We start from the raw sequence: 17,889 nt of genomic DNA on the forward strand, positions 1-17,889 counted from the left end.
TCCTCCCGCAGGATGCAGGTGGTTACAAGAGGGAACCGACCCCCGGCTCGGTAACCGGCTCGGTAACCGGCCACCCCAACCCACCCTGCCCTGGAGACAGTTGTGTCCCTACGCGCCTGGAGTCTGCTCCTCGTCCTCTCCGGGACGATCTTCCTCGAAGGCATCGACGTCGCCATGCTCGCCGTCGCCGTCCCCACCCTCCGCGCCGACCTCGGCCTCGGCACCGGCACCGCCGCCTGGGTCATGTCCGCGTACGTCCTCGGCTACGCCGGCTTCACCCTCCTCGGCGGCCGCGCCGCCGACCTCCTCGGACGCCGCCGGATGCTCCTCACCTGGCTCACCGTCTTCCTCCTCTTCTCCGGCCTCGGCGGCCTCGCCGACCAGGGCTGGACCCTCGTCCTGGCCCGCTTCGTGACGGGCGTCGCCGCCGCCTTCATGACCCCGGCCGCCCTGTCGATCATCACCACGTCCTACGAGGAGGGCCCTCAGCGCAACAAGGCCCTCCTCGTCTTCGCCGGCACCGCCGCCGGCGGCTTCTCGCTCGGCCTCGTCATCGGCGGGCTGCTCACCCAACTCGGCTGGCGCTGGGTCTTCTTCGCCCCGGTCCTACTCGCCGCCGCGATCCTGGCCGCTGCGATCGTCCTGATCCCGAAGGAGCCCCGCCCGGGCCGCGTCAAGGGCGGCTTCGACCTGGGCGGAGCACTCACCGCCGCCGGGGCGATGCTCCTCCTCGCGTATGGCATCGTGCGCCTGGAGCACGGCTTCGACGGCTGGCGGCTCACGGTCGCCGCGCTCGCCGTCGGCCTCCTCCTCGCCGGCGTCTTCGTGGCCGTCGAGCGCCGGGCCGCCACCCCGCTCGTCCGCCTCGGCATCCTCCGGCAGGCCGCGCTCGTCCGCGCCGACCTCGGGGCCCTGCTCTTCGTCGGCTCCTTCTTCGGCTTCCAGTTCATGGCCACGCTCCACCTCCAGGAGCTGCGCGGCTGGTCGTCCCTCCAGACGGCGCTCGCCCTGCTGGTCGTGGGCATCGACGCGGTCCTCGCGCCGACCCTGACGCCACGGCTCGTGGCCCGGTACGGCAACGTCAAGGTCATCCTCGGCGGCTTCGTCCTCGCCGTCGTCTCGTACGCGCTGTTCCTTCCGGTCGGCCCGGACTGGTCCTACGCGGCCATGCTCCCGACGCTGTTCCTGACCGGCCTCGCGTTCGCCCTGGCGTACGGGCCACTCACCATCGCCGGTACGGACGGAGTCGCGGAGGAGGAGCAGGGGCTCGCCGGCGGACTGCTCACGACGGCCACCCAGTTCGGCTCGGCGGTCGGCATCGCGGCGGTGACCGCGGTGTACGGGCTCGCCGGCGGCGGTCTCGACGGCTTTCGGGCGGCGCTCGTGGTCCCGCTGGTCATGGTCGCCCTCGGAGCCGTGATCACGGCGACGGGGGTACGGAAGGGGGTCGGCGGATCACCGCAGGCGCCGGGCCGGAAGGACCCCGTCGAGGGCGTCCCGATCGCCCCCGGGGCTGCGACGAAGGTCACGGTCTGAACGCCCGCGCCCGCCCCTAATGTGGAGGGATGAACTTTTCGCCCGGCTGCCCGCTGATCGATGTGGTGGCCACGTACATGCCCCGGCTCTCGGAGTTCACCTTCGAGCCGGGGCTCGTGGCCGCCGTCGACCAGCACGCGGCCGCCGTGTGCGACGTGCTGATCCCCGCCCAGCGGGGACCGGAGGGCCGGACCGTCCGGCGGGAGGAACTCGCCGACTACGTCCTCGGGTTCACCGACTGGCTGACCGAGGTCGACTGGACCGAACCCGTCGGCCACGACTTCGCGACCCTGCGCCTGACAGCCGTCTGCTGGCTGATCCGGGAACACGACCTCCTGGGCGTGTGAGCACCGGACCGCGTCGGGCCCAACGGAGGCACGGACCGCCCGCGACCGCGTCGGGGCCCTCGGAGCCCCGTGGCCGCACCGGACTACATCGGGTCCATCGGAGGTTCCTGGCCCGGGCGGCGCTCCTGGCCCTCGTCCCGCCGCATGCGCTGCCGGCCCTCGCCCCGCGCCATCCGCTCCTGCGCCGCAGGCATCCCGCCGCGGGCGTCCTCGCGGCCCCTCTGGTAGGCCGCGACCTGGTCCTTCGCCCGCCCGGTCTCCTCCTCGGCCGCCGAGAGCCAGCGCTCCCAGCGCCCCCGCATCGGGGTGACGAGGCCGCCGCCGACGCCGACGATCACGACACCCGCGATCGTCGCGAGGACGGCCGTGAGCACCGGCCCGGTCACCGAGGTCGCGATGCCCGCCTGGCTCAGCGCGGCGATCACGCCGAGGCCGACGATGAAGGCCCAGGCCGCCGTGGCGAGGACCTTGCCGTAGGACGTCTGGCTCAGCGCGCCGCCCACGATGTCCCGCACCGCCCGGGCGATCGCCATGGCGACGACGACGATGACACAGGCGACGATCGCCTTCGGCAGCCAGGCGACGATGCCGTTGATCATGACGCTGACCGGGTTCGGGCCGAAGACCCCGAAGGCCAGCTGGAGGGCGATCAGCAGGACCGCGTAGTAGAGGATCTTGGCGATGATGCCGGTGGCGTCGTACTTCGATCCCTTGAGGGCGTTCGCGACGCCGCTGCGCTCGGCCATGCGCTCGAAGCCGACGCGGCGCAGCAGCCGGTCGGCGACCTTGGCGATCATCTTGGCGACGAACCAGCCGATGAGCAGGATCGCGAGGAAACCGATGAACTTCGGTACGAACTCGGCGACGGCGGACCAGGCGTCCGTGAATCCCTTGCCGAAGTCGACCGAGAGGGCGAGGGGCTGTGACATGGAGCCATCACTCCGCTCGGGAGGGCCCCGTCCGTGCGAGGGGCCTGGACTCCCGACGTAACTACGGCCCGGCCCTGCCCGCTCCTGGTCAGCGCCCCGACTGCGCCGAAGGGGTGGAAAGCGGGGTGGTCCCGGTGTCCCCGTCGGCGTGCCCGGCCACGGGCGGGACGGGCGCGCCCGCCTCGGCCGACGCCTTCGCCGCCTCGACCGCCGCCCGGCTGCGGTGGGCCGAGCGCAGGGCGTCCCAGGTGAGGAGGGTCAGGGCCAGCCAGACGAGGGAGAAGCCGGCCCACCGCTCGGGCGGCATCTCCTCGTGGAAGTAGAGGATCCCGAGCAGGAACTGGAAGGTCGGCGCCAGGTACTGGAGCAGGCCGAGCGTCGACAGGGGTACGCGGATCGCCGCCGCTCCGAAGCAGACGAGAGGGACCGCCGTGACGATGCCGGTGGCGGCGAGCAGGGCCGTGTGGCCGACGCCGTGGCCGCCGAAGGCGAGGGTGTCCTGGGAGCCGAGCCAGACGAGGTAGGCGAGGGCGGGCAGGAATTGGACGGCGGTCTCGGCGGCGAGCGATTCGAGGCCGCCGATGTTGACCTTCTTCTTCACGAGGCCGTAGAGGGCGAAGGAGAAGGCGAGGGTGAGGGAGATCCAGGGCGGCTGCCCGTACCCGATCGCGAGGACGAGGACGGCGGCGAAGCCGATGCCGACCGCCGTCCACTGCGCGGGGCGCAGCCGTTCCTGGAGGACGAGGACGCCGAGGGCGATGGTGACGAGCGGGTTGATGAAGTAGCCGAGGGAGGCCTCGACGACGTGCCCGGTGTTGACGGACCAGATGTAGAGGCCCCAGTTCACGGTGATGACGGTGGCGGCGAGGGTGATCAGTCCGAGTTTGCGCGGGCTGCGGACGAGCTCGCGCATCCAGCCCCAGCGGCGCAGGGCGAGCAGGGCGAGGCCGACGAAGGCCAGGGACCACACCATCCGGTGGGCGAGGATCTCGATCGCCCCGGCGGGCTTGAGGAGCGGCCAGAAGAGCGGAACCAGCCCCCACATGCCGTAGGCGCCGATCCCGTAGAGCAATCCTGCTCGTTCCGTGCTTTCCGTGCTCTCGGTCTTCACCGGACCTCCTGCCCCGCGCCGCGCTGTCCCGTCGACGGTAGCGCCGCACGGGGCGGGTTGTCATGCCCGTACCGCAATACGGTCATGACGGCTCAGGTGGAGGCCAGGGCCTCCTCGATCGAGGCGCCGATCGGGGTGGTCGGGCGGCCGATCAGCCGGGCCAGGTCGCCGGTCCGCCGGGCGAGGGCGCCGCGCTCGACGGCCCGGTCGACGTCGACCAGGATCTCGGCGAAGGGCCGCGGGACCCCGGCGCCGGTGAGGATCGCGAGGTGGGTCTCGGCGGGGACGCTGTCGTACGCGACCTCCCGGCCGGACCGCGCGGCGACCTCGGCCGCGTACTCGGCGAACGACCAGGCCGTGTCGCCGCTCAGCTCGTACGTCCTGCCCAGGTGCTCCTCCGCCGGGCCGGTCAGGACGGCGGCCGCGGCGGCGGCGTAGTCGGCGCGGGCGGCGGAGGCGACCCTGCCCCCGCCCGCGTTGGAGACGACGGCGCCGTGGGCCAGGACGGGGGCGAGGTTGGCGGTGTAGTTCTCGGAGTACCAGCCGTTGCGCAGGAGGGTGTACGGCAGGCCGGAGGCGAGGATCAGCCGCTCGGTCTCCTTGTGCTCGGCGGCCAGGTCGAAGTCCGCCTCGTCGCCGCCGAGGACCCCGGTGTACGCGAGCTGGGCCACGCCCGCCGCCTTTGCCGCGTCGATCACGGCGGCATGCTGGGCGACGCGCCGCCCGACCTCGCTGCCCGAGATCAGGAGCACCCGGTCACCGGCCTCGAAGGCGCCCGCGAGGGTCTCGGGACGGCTGTAGTCGGCGATCCGCAGCTCGACACCGCGCTCCGCGAGGTCGGCGGCCTTCTGCTTGTCCCGGACGACGGCGACGACGGACTCGGCGGGGACGGGGCCGGCGGGGGTGCCGGTGAGGAGGGCGTCGATGACGAGACGGCCGAGCGCTCCGGTGGCTCCGGTGACGACGATGCTCATGGTGCTTCCTTCCGTGGGGTGCGGCGGGCGGTGCGGTGGGTGAGGGGCTCGCCGGCACTCACCGTACGACAGGCGCTAACCTTTCGAAAGTACCCACTTTGAAGTAAGGTACTGGCATGGAGGTAAGTGAGCAGTCCGCGAAAGCCGACGTCAACGAACCGATGTGCCCCTCACGGCTCGTCCTGGAGCACGTCACCAGCCGCTGGGGCGTCCTGATCCTCGCGGCCCTCCTGGAGCGCCCGTACCGCTTCAGCGAGCTCCGCCGTCACATCGGCGGCGTCAGCGAGAAGATGCTCGCCCAGACCCTCCGGACCCTGGAGCGCGACGGCTTCGTCCACCGCGACGCCAAGCCCGTCATCCCGCCCCGCGTCGACTACACCCTCACCGGCCTGGGCGTGGAGGCCGCCCGCCAGGTCTGGGAGCTGGCCCGCTGGACGGAGCGCCAGGTCGGGGCGGTGGAGGAGGCCCGCGCACGGTACGACGGCGAACGTCGCGAGCGTGCCACGGATCGGTCCCAATGATGCGGTAACCGGGGCGAGTTGTCGGCGCCGAGCCGTACGATCTGCTCACTGTTCGGGGGCCGCGAGGGACCGTGGGGGAACTGTGGCGTACGGGGACCGAAGACTGCTGCGCGCCTGCTGCGCCGTACTGGTGGGCGGGCTGATCACAACCGGATGCGCGGGCGGGGACGACGACGGGAAGAGCCCCCGCGGCAAGGGGAGTACGAGCGCCTCGGCCGGCGCCCCGCCCACGACGGCCCCCACCCCGACCGCCGCGCCGACCTCCCTCGACTTCGTCCCCGACCCGAAGCGTGCGCCGAAGACCGAGGCCGACGCCGAGCGCATCGCCCTCGCGGTCGTCGCGGGGCCCGACGCCTGGGGCCCGGACTACGTCAAGCGCACCCCGCACCTCAGCGACCCCGCCTACTGGCCCGTCCTCGGCGCCGACTGCTCCTGGGGCACGGGCACCAGACCCTCCACCGTCCTCTACAGCGTCACCGCCTACAGCGAGATCCCCGCCGACGGCGCCCGCGGCAACCTCCGGGTCGCCGCCACCGTCACCGTGCACCGCACCGAGGCGGACGCGGACTGGGAGATGGCCGGAACCCTGGAGGAGGCGCTCCGCTGCCCCGACCAGAAGCTCCGCGACGGGGAACGCATCTCCAGCCTCATCTCCCTCGGCAACCCCTTCGGTGTCGGCGGCAACTTCACGGCCACGGACTCGCTCGGTGAGCGCGGGATCTACCACAACGACGCCATGAAGGGGGATCAGTTCTACGGCTGGTACCAGTCCCGGATCGGCCAGGTCACCGTCGCCACCGTCGTCAAGGGCGCACCGGGCTACAGCGAGGAGCAGACCAGCACCACGGTGAGTACGGTCACCGGCCAGGTGCAGGCCCTCGTCACGATGATCGAACGCGCCAAGGACCAGCTGGAGGCCCAGTCATGAGCGAGCCGACGCCGCCCCGCCCGGACCACGAGCCCGGCTCCCAGCCCCACTCCGACCCCCGCCGCCCGTCCGAGCCGGCGCCCTCCGCGCCCGCGTCCGGCCCCGGGTCCCACCCCGACCCCAGGCCCCACCCCGACCCCCGGCCCCCCGCCCGGCCCGGTGACCTCCAGGCGCTGCTGCCCTCCGACCCGTCCTCCCTCGCCGGCTACCGGTTGCTCGGGCGGCTCGGGGCCGGCGGGATGGGCGTCGTCTACCTGGGCCGTACGGAGAACGGCGAGCTCGCCGCCGTCAAGGTCACCCACGCCGACCAGGCCGACCAGCCCGACTTCCGGGCCCGGTTCCGCCGTGAGGTCGAGGCCGCCCGCCGGGTGTCCAGCCCCTGGGCCGTCCCCGTCACCGGCGCCGACCCCGACGCCCCCGAACCGTGGATGGCCACCGCCTTCGTCCCCGGCCCCTCCCTCGGCGAGGCCGTCGCCGCCCACGGCCCGCTGCCCGAGCGGAGCGTCCGCCTCATCGGCCGGGCCGTCGCCCGCGCCCTCGCCGCCGTCCACGCGGCCGGACTCGTGCACCGGGACGTCAAGCCCGGGAACGTCCTCCTCGCCGTCGACGGCCCCCGCCTCATCGACTTCGGCATCGCCCGCGTCACCGGTGAGACCGCCCTCACGGCCACCGACATGGTCGTCGGCACCCCCGGCTTCCTGGCCCCCGAGCAGGCGGAGGCCCGCACCGACGCCATCGGCCCGCCCGCCGACGTCTTCTCGCTGGGCTGCCTCCTCGCGTACGCGGCGACCGGCCGCCCGCCGTTCGGCACCGGCGCCGTGGACGCCCTGATGTACCGGACCGTCCACGACGAACCCGACCTGGCGGGCGTACCGGCGGGGCTCCTGGACCTCGTCCGCGGCTGTCTCGCCAAGGACCCGGCCGCCCGGCCCACCGCCGCGGAGATCGGCGTCCGGCTCACCGAGGACACCCCCGCCACCGCCGCCGACTGGCTGCCCGACCCCGTCGTCCGTACCATCGCCGAACGTTCCGCCCGGATGCTCGCCCTCCCCGAGATCGACGCCACCCGGGCGGGCGGGGGAACGGCGGAGGAGCCGAAGCGCAGCCGCCGGGGCTTCCTGCTGCTGGCCTCCGGCGCCGCCGCCCTCGCCGTCGGCGGCGGATCCGTCGCCGCGTGGGCGGGGTTCGGGGACGACGACACCGGCACCGGCACCGACGGCAAGAAGCCCGTTCCGCCCCGCACCACCTGGAAGATCGGCGTCCTCGCCGACCTCTCGGGACCCGACAAGGAGATCGGCCTCGCCCAGGAGCGGGGCGCGCGCCTCGCCGTCGAGCGGTTCAACGCCCGCAAGGACAAGCCGTACACGCTCGAACTGAAGGTCTCCGACGACCGAGGCGACCGCGCGACGGCCCTCGCGTCGGCCCGCAGGCTCACGACCGACCCCGGTGTCCTCGCCGTCCTCGGCCCCACGTCCGACGGCGTCGCACAGGCCGCCCTCCCCGCCTTCGAGGAGTCCGGCCTCCCCCTGATCACGGTGTCCGCCGGGTTCAACCTCCTCACCGTCCGGGACGAGGGAAGCGCCCCGAACACGACCGTCCTGCGGGCTATCCCGCACCACCCCTACGCCGGGATGCACCTCGCCTACGCCGTCACGCTCCTGTCGGCCGTCCGCAGACCCGGGGTCCTCCAGGACCGCACCGACGACCAGTACGGCTGGCTGCTCGTCCGGGGCGCCCAGTTCGCCTTCGGGCAGGCCGGGCTCACACCCCACTACCGGGTCGTCCCGGCGGCCGCGCGGGACTACCGCACGGTCCTCGGCGAGATGATCGACGCAGGCATGGACGCCTACGTCCACTGCGGAGTCCGCGAGACCGCCGTCCTCGCCGCCCGCGCCCTCAACGAACTCCGCTTCACCGGGCCCCGGTTCGCCGGTCAGCACGCCTTCGGGCCCGCGTTCCTGAAGGAGGCGGGCGCCGACGCGGAGGGCTGGTTCTTCGGTGCCCCCGTCCTCGACTCCGTCGCCCGCAAGGAGGCCGCCGGCTTCGTCGCCGCGTACCGCAAGCGGTTCGGGGCGGCCCCCGCGTACTACACGGGGGAGTCGTACGACGTCGTCACCATGGCCATGGAGCAGCTCGCGCGGAACGCGAAAGCGGGCCGCCCACCCGCCCGCAAGGGGCTCTGGGCGGCGCTGCGCAAGCAGAAGTACACCGGAGTCATGGGCGGGTACATCTTCGACGAGAACGGAGACCTCACCAACGGCGGCACCTTCGTGCACGCCGTGCAGAACGGCGCCTACCGGCTGATCGGCCCCGCGCCCGTCCTGCCCGCGAACAAGACGAAGCAGTAGGCCCGACGTGCAGCCACTGCGCAGGGGCGACCCCTCCTCGATCGCGGGCTACCGGCTCCTCGGCCGCCTCGGCGCCGGCGGCATGGGCGTGGTGTACCTCGCCCGGTCCGGCGGCGGGGCCCTCGCCGCGCTGAAGCTCATCCGCGTCGAGCACGCGGCCGACCCGGGATTCCGGGAGCGGTTCCGCCGCGAGGCCCGCGCCGCCGAGCGGATCACCGGCCGCTGGGTCGTCCGTGTCCTGGGCGCCGACCCGGAGGCCCGGGAACCGTGGCTGGCGACCGAGTACGTGCCGGGGCCCTCCCTCGCCGAGGCCGTCGCCCTGCACGGAGCCCTGCCCGAGCCGACCGTCCGGGCCCTGGGCGCCCGGCTCGCGTCCGCGCTCGCCGGCATGCACGAGGCCGGGCTCGTCCACCGGGACGTCAAGCCCGGCAACGTCCTGCTCGCCCTCGACGGTCCCCGGCTCATCGACTTCGGCATCGCCCGCTCCGCCGGGGCGACCGCGCTGACCGCCACCGACGCCATGATCGGCACCCCCGGCTTCCTCGCCCCCGAGCAGGCGCGGGCCACGGGGGCGGGCGAGGTCGGCCCCGCCAGCGACGTGTTCTCGCTCGGCTGCGTCCTCGCGTACGCGCTCACGGGGGAACGCCCCTTCGGTACGGGCGGGGTGGCCGCCGTCGTCTACCGGACCGTCCACGAGGAACCCGACCTCGCCGAGGTACCGGACACGATCCTGCCCCTGGTCAGGGCCTGTCTGGCGAAGGATCCCGCGGCCCGGCCCACGGCGGCGCAGGTGCGGGCCGCGCTGGGGGAGGCCGACGCCCCGGCGGGCGACTGGCTGCCGTCGGGCCTGCCCGCGCTCATCGCCCAGCGCTCGGCACGGGTCCTCGACCTGCCGGTCCCCGAACCGACGCTGCTCGTACGTCCCGCGCCGGCGAAGAACCTCTCGCGGCGCGGGTTCCTGGTGGGCGGCTCTGCGGCCGCCCTGGTCGGCGCGGGCGGCCTGACCGCCTGGCTCATGAGCCGGACGGCCGGGGGCACGGGCGTGGGCACGCCCGGCGGGACCGGTGGCGGGACGGGGGCGCCGCTCCCCGCGTACACGCTCGGGCTGCTCACCGACCTCAGCGGCCCCCTGAAGGTCTACGGCCGGGCTCAGGAACGGGGGGCCAGGGTGGCGGTGGAGACGCACAACGCCCGCCGGGACCGTTCCTTCGACCTCGTCCTGCGCGTCGCGGACGACGGCGGGGACGCGGCCCGTGCCACGGCCGCCACCCGCACCCTGCTGAAGGACGAGAACCTGATCGGTGTCCTCGGCCCGACGACGGAGAAGAGCGTCATCGCCGCCGTGGCCGAACTCGTCGACCGCTCGGTCCCGTTGATCAGCGTCCTCGCCTCGGTGCCGACCGGCACCACGGTGCCGGGGCAGACCATGAGACGCACCTACTTCGAACCGCGTGCCTCGCCCGACTCCCTGATCGTGCCCTTCATGCGCTACCTCTCCGAGCACGAGGCCGTCAGGACCGCGCTCGTGGAGGACCGCGACGGCGGCCGGGACACCTGGTTCGCGGTCAGGAGCATCAAGGCCTCCCCGCCCGCGCGGAGCCTCGGCGGGGTCGCGACCTCCCATCCCGTCGAGGCCGACAGCGAGGACTTCGGTCCGGCCGTACGGGCCGCGCTCGCCACCGACCCGCAGGGCGTGATGTACGTGGGGACCTCACCGCGCCGGGCCGCGCTCTGTGCCGAGGCGCTGCGCGACCAGGGGTACGGGGGGCCCCGGGGCGGCACCGAGGCCGCGCTCCACCCGGAGTTCCTCCGGCTCGCGGGGCCCGCGGCCGAGGGCTGGTACTTCGGCACGGCCTTCGCCGACCCCGACGGCGTCCCCGCCGCGAAGGACTTCACCGCCGCGTACCGGAAGCGCTGGGGGCTCGCCCGGACGACGCCGGTGGAGCCGTACGCCACGGAGGTGTACGACGCGGTCGGCTGGACGGTCCAGGCCCTCGGCACGGCGGTCGCGAACAACGCGGAGTCGCTGGCGGCCGGGGTGGCGAACAGCCTGCGCCAGACCCCGTACCAGGGGCTCGTCCGCCAGTACTCGGCCGCCAGCCGGGACAGCAGCGTCGCGGCGATCATCGGGCTCTTCCTCTGGCAGGTGAAGGGCGGAGTGCCCCGGTTCCTGGGTGAGTTCGACAAGGCGGCGGCCGCCGGGACATGAGGAAGGGGCCCGGTCCGCCGAGGTGCGCGGACCGGGCCCCTTCCGTCCGGCCGTCAGCCGACGACCGTCCAGGTGTCGTTCCCCGCGAGGAGCTGGCCGAGGTCGCCCTTGCCGTACCGCTCGACAGCCGTCTCCAGCTGGTCCGCCATCAGCGTGTCGTACACCGGCCGCTCCACCGAACGGAACACCCCGATGGGGGTCTGGTGGAGGGTGTCCGGGTCGGCGAGCCGGGAGAGCGCGAAGGCGGTGGTCGGGGTGGCCGCGTGGGCGTCGTGGACGAGGATCCGCGACGCGTTCTCCGGGGTGACCGTGACGACCTGGAGGTCGCCGGTCACCGGGTCGCGGACGACGCCCTTCTCGTCCTCGGCGCCGAAGCGGATCGGCTGCCCGTGCGTGAGGCGGATGACCGCCTCCTTGGCCTGGTCCTTGTCCTTGAGGACCTCGAAGGCGCCGTCGTTGAAGATGTTGCAGTTCTGGTAGATCTCGACGAGCGCCGTGCCGTCGTGGTCGGCGGCCTGCCGCAGTACCTCGGTGAGGTGCTTGCGGTCGGAGTCGACCGTACGGGCCACGAACGAGGCCTCCGCCCCGAGCGCCAGCGACACCGGGTTGAAGGGCGCGTCGAGCGAGCCCATCGGCGTCGACTTGGTGATCTTGCCGACCTCGGAGGTGGGCGAGTACTGCCCCTTGGTCAGCCCGTAGATCCGGTTGTTGAAGAGCAGGATCTTCAGGTTGACGTTCCGGCGCAGGGCGTGGATGAGGTGGTTGCCGCCGATGGAGAGCGCGTCGCCGTCACCCGTGACGACCCACACCGACAGGTCGCGGCGGGAGGTGGCGAGACCGGTGGCGATGGCCGGGGCGCGGCCGTGGATGGAGTGCATCCCGTAGGTGTTCATGTAGTACGGGAAGCGGGAGGAGCAGCCGATGCCGGAGACGAAGACGATGTTCTCCTTCGCCAGGCCCAGGTCGGGCATGAAGCCCTGGACGGCGGCGAGGACCGCGTAGTCACCGCAGCCCGGACACCAGCGGACCTCCTGGTCGGACTTGAAGTCCTTCATGGACTGCCGGCCCTCGGCCTTCGGCACCAGGCTCAGCAGGGTCTCCGTGTGCTCAGGCATCGATGGCCTCCTTGAGGACGGCGGCGAGCTGCTCGGCCTTGAACGGCATGCCGTTGACCTGGGTGTGGCTGCGGGCGTCGACGAGGTACTTCGCCCGGACGAGGGTGGAGAGCTGCCCGAGGTTCATCTCGGGGACGATGACCTTCCCGTACCGCCCCAGGACCTCGCCGAGGTTCTTCGGGAAGGGGTTGAGGTGCCGCAGATGGGCCTGGGCGATGTGACCGCCCGCCCTGCGGATGCGGCGGACGGCCGCCGTGATCGGCCCGTAGGTGGAGCCCCAGCCGAGGACCAGGGTGTTCGCGTCGCCGTCCGGGTCGTCGACCTCGATGTCGGGGACGTCGATGCCGTCGATCTTGGCCTGCCGGGTGCGGACCATGAACTCGTGGTTGGCGGGGTCGTACGAGATGTTGCCGGTGCCGTCCTGCTTCTCGATGCCGCCGATGCGGTGCTCGAGACCGGGCGTGCCGGGCACGGCCCACGGGCGGGCGAGGGTCTCCGGGTCGCGCTTGTACGGCCAGAAGACCTCGGTGCCGTCGTCGAGCGTGTGGTTCGGCCCGGTGGCGAACAGGGTCCGCAGGTCGGGCAGCTCCTCGACCTGCGGGACGCGCCAGGGCTCGGAGCCGTTGGCGAGGTAGCCGTCGGAGAGCAGGAAGACCGGCGTGCGGTAGGTGAGCGCGATCCGGGCCGCCTCGATCGCCGCGTCGAAACAGTCGGCGGGCGTCCTCGGCGCGACGACCGGCACCGGCGCCTCGCCGTTGCGGCCGTACATGGCCTGCAGGAGGTCGGCCTGCTCGGTCTTGGTCGGCAGACCCGTCGACGGGCCGCCGCGCTGGATGTCGACGATCAGCAGCGGCAGCTCAAGGGAGACCGCGAGCCCGATCGTCTCGGACTTGAGCGCCACACCGGGCCCGGAGGTGGTGGTCACCGCCAGCGCCCCGCCGAAGGCCGCGCCGAGCACCGCGCCGATGCCCGCGATCTCGTCCTCGGCCTGGAAGGTGCGCACACCGAAGTTCTTGTGCCGGCTCAGCTCGTGCAGGATGTCCGACGCGGGGGTGATCGGGTACGAGCCCAGGTAGAGCGGCAGGTCCGCCTGGCGGCCCGCCGCGATCAGCCCGTACGACAGGGCCAGGTTCCCCGAGATGTTCCGGTAGGTGCCGGTGGGGAAGGCCGTGGTCGCGGGGGCGATCTCGTAGGAGACGGCGAAGTCCTCGGTGGTCTCGCCGAAGTTCCAGCCGGCCCGGAAGGCGGCCACGTTGGCCTCGGCGATCTGCGGCTTCTTCGCGAACTTGGTCCGCAGGAAGGCCTCGGTGCCCTCGGTCGGCCGGTGGTACATCCAGGACAGCAGTCCGAGCGCGAACATGTTCTTGGAGCGCTCGGCCTCCTTCCGGGAGAGACCGAACTCCTTGAGGGCCTCCACCGTCAGGGTGGTCAGCGGCACCGGATGGACCCGGTAGCCGTCGAGGGAGCCGTCTTCGAGGGGGGAGACGTCCCAGCCGATCTTCTTCATCGCCCGGGGCGCGAACTCGTCGGTGTTGACGATGATCTCGCCGCCGCGCGGCACGTCCCCGAGGTTGGCCTTGAGGGCGGCCGGGTTCATCGCGACCAGCACGTTCGGGGCGTCGCCCGGGGTCAGGATGTCGTGGTCGGCGAAGTGGAGCTGGAAGGACGAGACACCCGGCAGGGTGCCGGCGGGCGCCCGGATCTCGGCCGGGAAGTTCGGCAGCGTGGAGAGGTCGTTCCCGAAGGACGCCGTCTCCGAGGTGAAGCGGTCACCCGTCAGCTGCATACCGTCACCGGAGTCACCCGCGAAACGGATGATCACACGGTCGAGACGGCGCACTTCCTTCTCGGCGCCCTGGTGCGGCTTCGCCGGGGCGCTGCGCTGCTCCCCGAGCAGGGCCTCACCGGCCTCGCTGTCGACCTGACTGGTCACGGAACTGGACCTCCCTCGCGGCAAGGGGACTCTCCGCCGGAGGCGGGAGAGAGCTCGGGGCACGGTCGGCCGATCACCGCCCGTCCCCGTGGCCCACCCTACGACGGCAGGGCGGGCCCTCCCGGGACTTCTCGCATCCTGGACCTCTTTTTGAGATGCCCTCTTGCCCTGGATCGTCACATTCTGTCGCCACTCGAAGGTTCCGGAATGTCGGATTCCGCCCCATCCCGTGGGCCTGGGGCTTCGAGCGGTACCCGGCGGTGGTACCGGACAGTGTTACCTGACAGAGTGTCAGATCATCAGGATCGCAGATACGTCAACACTGCGAGTACCCGTCGATGATCGCCGTCACTCGGTGAAAGACCCAGCTTCAGGAAAATGTTGCTGATGTGCTTCTCCACCGCGCCGTCGCTCACCACCAGCGCCTTCGCGATCGCCGAATTCGTCCGGCCCTCCGCCATCAGACCGAGGACCTCCCGCTCGCGCGGCGTCAGGTTCGCCAGCACGTCCTGCTGACGGCTCCGGCCCAGCAGCTGCTGCACGACCTCCGGATCCAGGGCCGTACCGCCCCCGGCGACCCGCACGACCGCGTCCACGAACTCGCGGACCTCCGCGACCCGGTCCTTCAGCAGATACCCCACACCCCGGCTCGAACCGGCGAGGAGTTCGGTGGCGTACTGCTCCTCCACGTACTGCGAGAGGACCAGGACCCCCAGCCCCGGATACTCCTTGCGCAGCCGCACCGCCGCGCGCACGCCCTCGTCCGTGTGCGTCGGCGGCATCCGCACGTCCGCCACGACGACGTCCGGCAGCGCGCCCTCGTCCGCCAGCTCCGCCACCGTCTTGACGAGCGCCTCCCCGTCCCCGACCCCGGCGACGACCTCATGCCCCAGATCGGTCAGGAGCCGGGTCAGGCCCTCCCTGAGCAGCACCGAATCCTCTGCGATGACCACCCGCACCGCACCGTCTCGCCCACCCACGCCGCACAGCCCCCATGTTTCGTATCGCCGAATGCGGCCCCCAGCATGGCACTGCGCGGCCCCCACCGGTGAGCAATGCCCCGACGGGACGCCTGGTGAGCAGTGCTCCCACCGGGGACGCGCGGAGTGGGTCGCCCCGGCGGGACGCCCGGAGGGGGACGCCCCGACCGGGACGCCCGGAGGGGACGCCCCGACCGGGACACGCGGAGGGGACGCCCCGACCGGGACGTCCCCCTCCGCTTCCCACCCGTGCGTCACGAGCGCCAGGGCAGCTCCGCCGTCACCGTCGTCGGCCCCCCCGACGGCGAGTCCACCGCGAGCACCCCGTCCACCGCCCCCACCCGCTCCGCGAGCCCCGCCAGACTCCGCCCCGCCACCGACTCCGCCCCGCCCACCCCGTCGTCCCGCACCTGGAGCATCAGCCGGTCGCCCGTCCGCCACACGTCCACCCACGCCCGCCGCGCCCTCGCGTGCGCCGTCACGTTCCGCAGCAGCTCCGAGACCGTGAAGTACGCGATGCCCTCGATCGCCGGGACCGGCCTGGCCGGCAGGTCCACGTCCACCGACACCGGCACCGCGCACCGGGAGGCGACCGCCGAGAGCGCCGCGTCGAGCCCCCGGTCGGTGAGGACCGCCGGGTGGATGCCCCGGGCCAGGTCCCGCAGCTCCTGCAGCGCGAGCTTCACCTCGCCGTGGGCCTCGCCGACGAGCACCGCCGCCGCCTGCGGGTCCTCCGCCAGCTTCTCCTTCGCGAGACCCAGGTCCATGGCGAGCGCGGCCAGCCGCGCCTGCGCCCCGTCGTGCAGGTCCCGCTCGATGCGCCGCAGGTCGGCCGCGGCGGTGTCGACGACCAGGCCCCGGTCCGACTCCAGCTCCGTCACCCGGGTCGCGAGCCGCGAGGGGCCGAGGAGCCCGGAGACCAGGAGCCGGTCGACGGCGACGAACCCGCGCAGCAGCCACGGCCCGACCAGCACGAACAGCAGCCCGACCAGGCTGGTCACGGCGACCTCGAAGGGGGAGTCGAGGTACAGGTCGCGGGAACCGTCCCCGTACAGCTGGATCCCGTCCTGCCCCAGGTACGCGGGGAACACCCACCGCCACAGCGGATACGTGAAGAGGCCCCAGCCCCACGACCAGAACGCCACCGTTACCGAGAACGAGAACACCGCCCACGGCATGTGCACCACCGCGTACAGCAGGTGCCGCCACGACGCCCCGCTCTTCAGCATGGCCCCCATCCACGAGAACGCCCCGCCGGTCCTGCCCCGCACCGGCTCGGGGGTCCGCACGTCGAGATCGAGCAGCGCGCGCGCCCGCGCCCGCTCCACCGCGCCGAAGCCCCGGCACATCGCCAGCGCCCCGGCCAGGATCGGCACGCCGAGGAACGTGATGAGCAGCCCGGCCCCGGCCGAGACGAAGGCCACGGAGAGCGCGAACCAGCAGACGCTCAGCGGCAGCCCGACCAGCACGTGGAGGAGGGCGCGCCAGGTGCGGGCCTCGAACGGCGCGCGGATCGCGGCGGGAAGTCGGGCGGAGGCCATGGCGGGGGTCCTTCGGTAAGTGAGGTGCGTACGTGTTCCAGGGTTCCGTTCCGGGACCGGCCGGACCATGAGGCGGGTGGGCGTCTACGCCCGGGGGTTTTCCCTACCGGCGCCGACGGGGGCACCGTCCCGGCCGTCACCGCTCCGGTCGCGACCGCCACGGCAGTTCCGCCGTGACCGTCGTCGGGCCGCCCTCCGGCGAGTCCAGGACGAGGAGCCCGTCCACCGAGCCGAGCCGCTCCGCGAGCCCCGCGAGCCCCGTACCGCCGTCGAAGCGCGCCCCGCCCGCCCCGTCGTCCCGTACCTGGAGCAGCAGCCGGTCCTTCGCCCGCCACACCTCCACGGAAGCTGACCGGGCACGCGCGTGCTTGGAGACGTTCTGGAGCAGCTCCGACACCGTGAAGTACGCGATGCCCTCGATGGCCTCCGCCGGCCGCTCCGTCAGGTCCACCGTCACCTTCACCGGCACCGTGCACCGCGCCGAGACGGAGGACAGCGCGGCACTCAGCCCCCGGTCGGTGAGGACCGCCGGATGGATGCCCCGCGCGAGGTCCCGCAGCTCCTGGAGCGCGAGCTTCACCTCGCCGTGCGCCTCGTCGACCATGACCGCGGCCGCGTCCGGGTCGTCGAGGAGCTTCTCCTTCGCCAGGCCGAGCCCCATCGCCAGGGCGACGAGCCGGGCCTGCGCCCCGTCGTGCAGGTCCCGCTCGATGCGCCGCAGGTCCGCCGCGGCGGTGTCCACGACCACGCCCCGGTCCGACTCCAGCTCGGCGATCCGCCGCTCCAGCTCGTCGGAGGGCGACAGGAGGCCCCGCACCATGCCCCGGTCGGCGCCGGCCAGGTGCCGGGAGATGAAGGGCAGAACGGGCCAGAGGAGGACCAGCGAGACCAGGCCGACCGTGAAGGTCACGATCCCCCAGGGCAGCCGGATCAGCCCGTACAACTGCGTCCGCCACGCCACCGGGTCCTTCAGCCTGGACCACAGCCAGCCGAAGAAGCCGCCCCGCGACGGCAGCGGGGACGGCTCCGCGACCTCCACCCCGAGCAGCCCGCGCGCCCGCGCCCGCTCCGACCGGCCGATCAGGCGGGCGCCGCCGAGGCCGAGGGCGAGCAGCGGAAGACCGATCACGGTGACCGAGAGCCCCACGCCGAGGAGCACGCTCACCACCGCGTAGACGAAGCCGACCACGGCCGTGAACAGGTTGGAGAGGAGGAAGGCGATCTCCTTCCAGGTCTCCTTGCCGTAGGCGGTACGCCGGGGCGGATGCGGGGCGACGGTGGAGCCGGAGGCACCGGCGGAGTCAAGATCAGCGGTCATGCTCCCCAGACTGCCGGTCGGGCACCGCGCGACGCCATGGGGGAGGTGGGTGAGCGGCAGGGGGGATATCCCCACCGGCAGCGCCCACGCGACTGCTTA

The 17,889-nt window shown here is 73.1% G+C and carries 14 protein-coding genes; 6 read left to right on the forward strand and 8 right to left on the reverse strand.

Annotation, left to right across the window (positions count from 1 at the left end; genetic code table 11):
• Positions 1–102: 102 nt before the first annotated feature.
• Positions 103–1,536 carry an MFS transporter gene (locus tag ABZ567_RS05885; RefSeq protein ID WP_360785194.1) on the forward strand — a complete coding sequence of 478 codons (1,434 nt, stop codon included), beginning with the start codon at positions 103–105 and terminating at the stop codon, positions 1,534–1,536.
• 29 nt (positions 1,537–1,565) lie between these two features.
• Positions 1,566–1,883, forward strand: coding sequence for a DUF6401 family natural product biosynthesis protein (locus ABZ567_RS05890; protein WP_360785196.1), 318 nt, complete (start codon positions 1,566–1,568; stop codon positions 1,881–1,883).
• 83 nt (positions 1,884–1,966) lie between these two features.
• Here the strand turns inward: ABZ567_RS05890 and ABZ567_RS05895 are convergent, their stop codons facing one another.
• The 3 genes from ABZ567_RS05895 to ABZ567_RS05905 form a co-directional block, all read right to left on the reverse strand.
• Positions 1,967–2,812: a hypothetical protein gene (locus tag ABZ567_RS05895; RefSeq protein ID WP_360785198.1), complete on the reverse strand. Its 846-nt coding sequence runs from the start codon at positions 2,810–2,812 to the stop codon at positions 1,967–1,969.
• An 88-nt stretch (positions 2,813–2,900) separates the two neighbouring features.
• Positions 2,901–3,923, reverse strand: coding sequence for an EamA family transporter RarD (rarD, locus tag ABZ567_RS05900; RefSeq protein ID WP_360785200.1), 1,023 nt, complete (start codon positions 3,921–3,923; stop codon positions 2,901–2,903).
• Positions 3,924–4,015: 92 nt separating this feature from the next.
• Positions 4,016–4,897 carry an NmrA family NAD(P)-binding protein gene (locus ABZ567_RS05905; RefSeq protein WP_360785202.1) on the reverse strand — a complete coding sequence of 294 codons (882 nt, stop codon included), beginning with the start codon at positions 4,895–4,897 and terminating at the stop codon, positions 4,016–4,018.
• Between the two features lie 116 nt (positions 4,898–5,013).
• Between ABZ567_RS05905 and ABZ567_RS05910 the strand changes: the two genes are divergently transcribed.
• From ABZ567_RS05910 to ABZ567_RS05925, 4 genes are all read left to right on the forward strand, one after another.
• Positions 5,014–5,418, forward strand: a complete 405-nt coding sequence (locus ABZ567_RS05910) for a helix-turn-helix domain-containing protein (protein ID WP_360785204.1) — start codon at positions 5,014–5,016, stop codon at positions 5,416–5,418.
• A gap of 82 nt (positions 5,419–5,500) precedes the next feature.
• The gene (locus tag ABZ567_RS05915) at positions 5,501–6,346 is read left to right on the forward strand and encodes a hypothetical protein (protein ID WP_360785206.1); all 846 of its coding nucleotides are present in this window, start codon (positions 5,501–5,503) and stop codon (positions 6,344–6,346) included.
• Complete coding sequence (locus ABZ567_RS05920) at positions 6,343–8,694, forward strand: bifunctional serine/threonine-protein kinase/ABC transporter substrate-binding protein (RefSeq protein ID WP_360785208.1); 2,352 nt, start codon at positions 6,343–6,345, stop codon at positions 8,692–8,694. Before ABZ567_RS05915 ends, ABZ567_RS05920 begins: the two co-directional genes overlap by 4 nt.
• A 7-nt stretch (positions 8,695–8,701) precedes the next feature.
• Positions 8,702–10,903: a bifunctional serine/threonine-protein kinase/ABC transporter substrate-binding protein gene (locus ABZ567_RS05925; RefSeq protein ID WP_360785210.1), complete on the forward strand. Its 2,202-nt coding sequence runs from the start codon at positions 8,702–8,704 to the stop codon at positions 10,901–10,903.
• Positions 10,904–10,956: 53 nt separating this feature from the next.
• On the opposite strand, the gene ABZ567_RS05930 is transcribed toward ABZ567_RS05925, so the two are convergent.
• From ABZ567_RS05930 to ABZ567_RS05950, 5 genes are all read right to left on the reverse strand, one after another.
• Positions 10,957–12,018, reverse strand: coding sequence for a 2-oxoacid:ferredoxin oxidoreductase subunit beta (locus ABZ567_RS05930; protein WP_360785212.1), 1,062 nt, complete (start codon positions 12,016–12,018; stop codon positions 10,957–10,959).
• Positions 12,011–13,951: a 2-oxoacid:acceptor oxidoreductase subunit alpha gene (locus ABZ567_RS05935; RefSeq protein ID WP_360785214.1), complete on the reverse strand. Its 1,941-nt coding sequence runs from the start codon at positions 13,949–13,951 to the stop codon at positions 12,011–12,013. The genes ABZ567_RS05930 and ABZ567_RS05935 overlap by 8 nt, the downstream gene beginning before the upstream one ends.
• Before the next feature lie 299 nt (positions 13,952–14,250).
• The gene (locus ABZ567_RS05940) at positions 14,251–14,910 is read right to left on the reverse strand and encodes a response regulator transcription factor (protein WP_360786477.1); all 660 of its coding nucleotides are present in this window, start codon (positions 14,908–14,910) and stop codon (positions 14,251–14,253) included.
• 275 nt (positions 14,911–15,185) lie between these two features.
• Positions 15,186–16,472: a sensor domain-containing protein gene (locus ABZ567_RS05945; RefSeq protein WP_360785216.1), complete on the reverse strand. Its 1,287-nt coding sequence runs from the start codon at positions 16,470–16,472 to the stop codon at positions 15,186–15,188.
• A gap of 136 nt (positions 16,473–16,608) precedes the next feature.
• Positions 16,609–17,790, reverse strand: a complete 1,182-nt coding sequence (locus ABZ567_RS05950) for a sensor domain-containing protein (protein ID WP_360785218.1) — start codon at positions 17,788–17,790, stop codon at positions 16,609–16,611.
• Positions 17,791–17,889 lie beyond the last annotated feature (99 nt).

Source organism: Streptomyces sp. NPDC016459 (assembly GCF_040632845.1).
Taxonomy (GTDB): domain Bacteria; phylum Actinomycetota; class Actinomycetes; order Streptomycetales; family Streptomycetaceae; genus Streptomyces.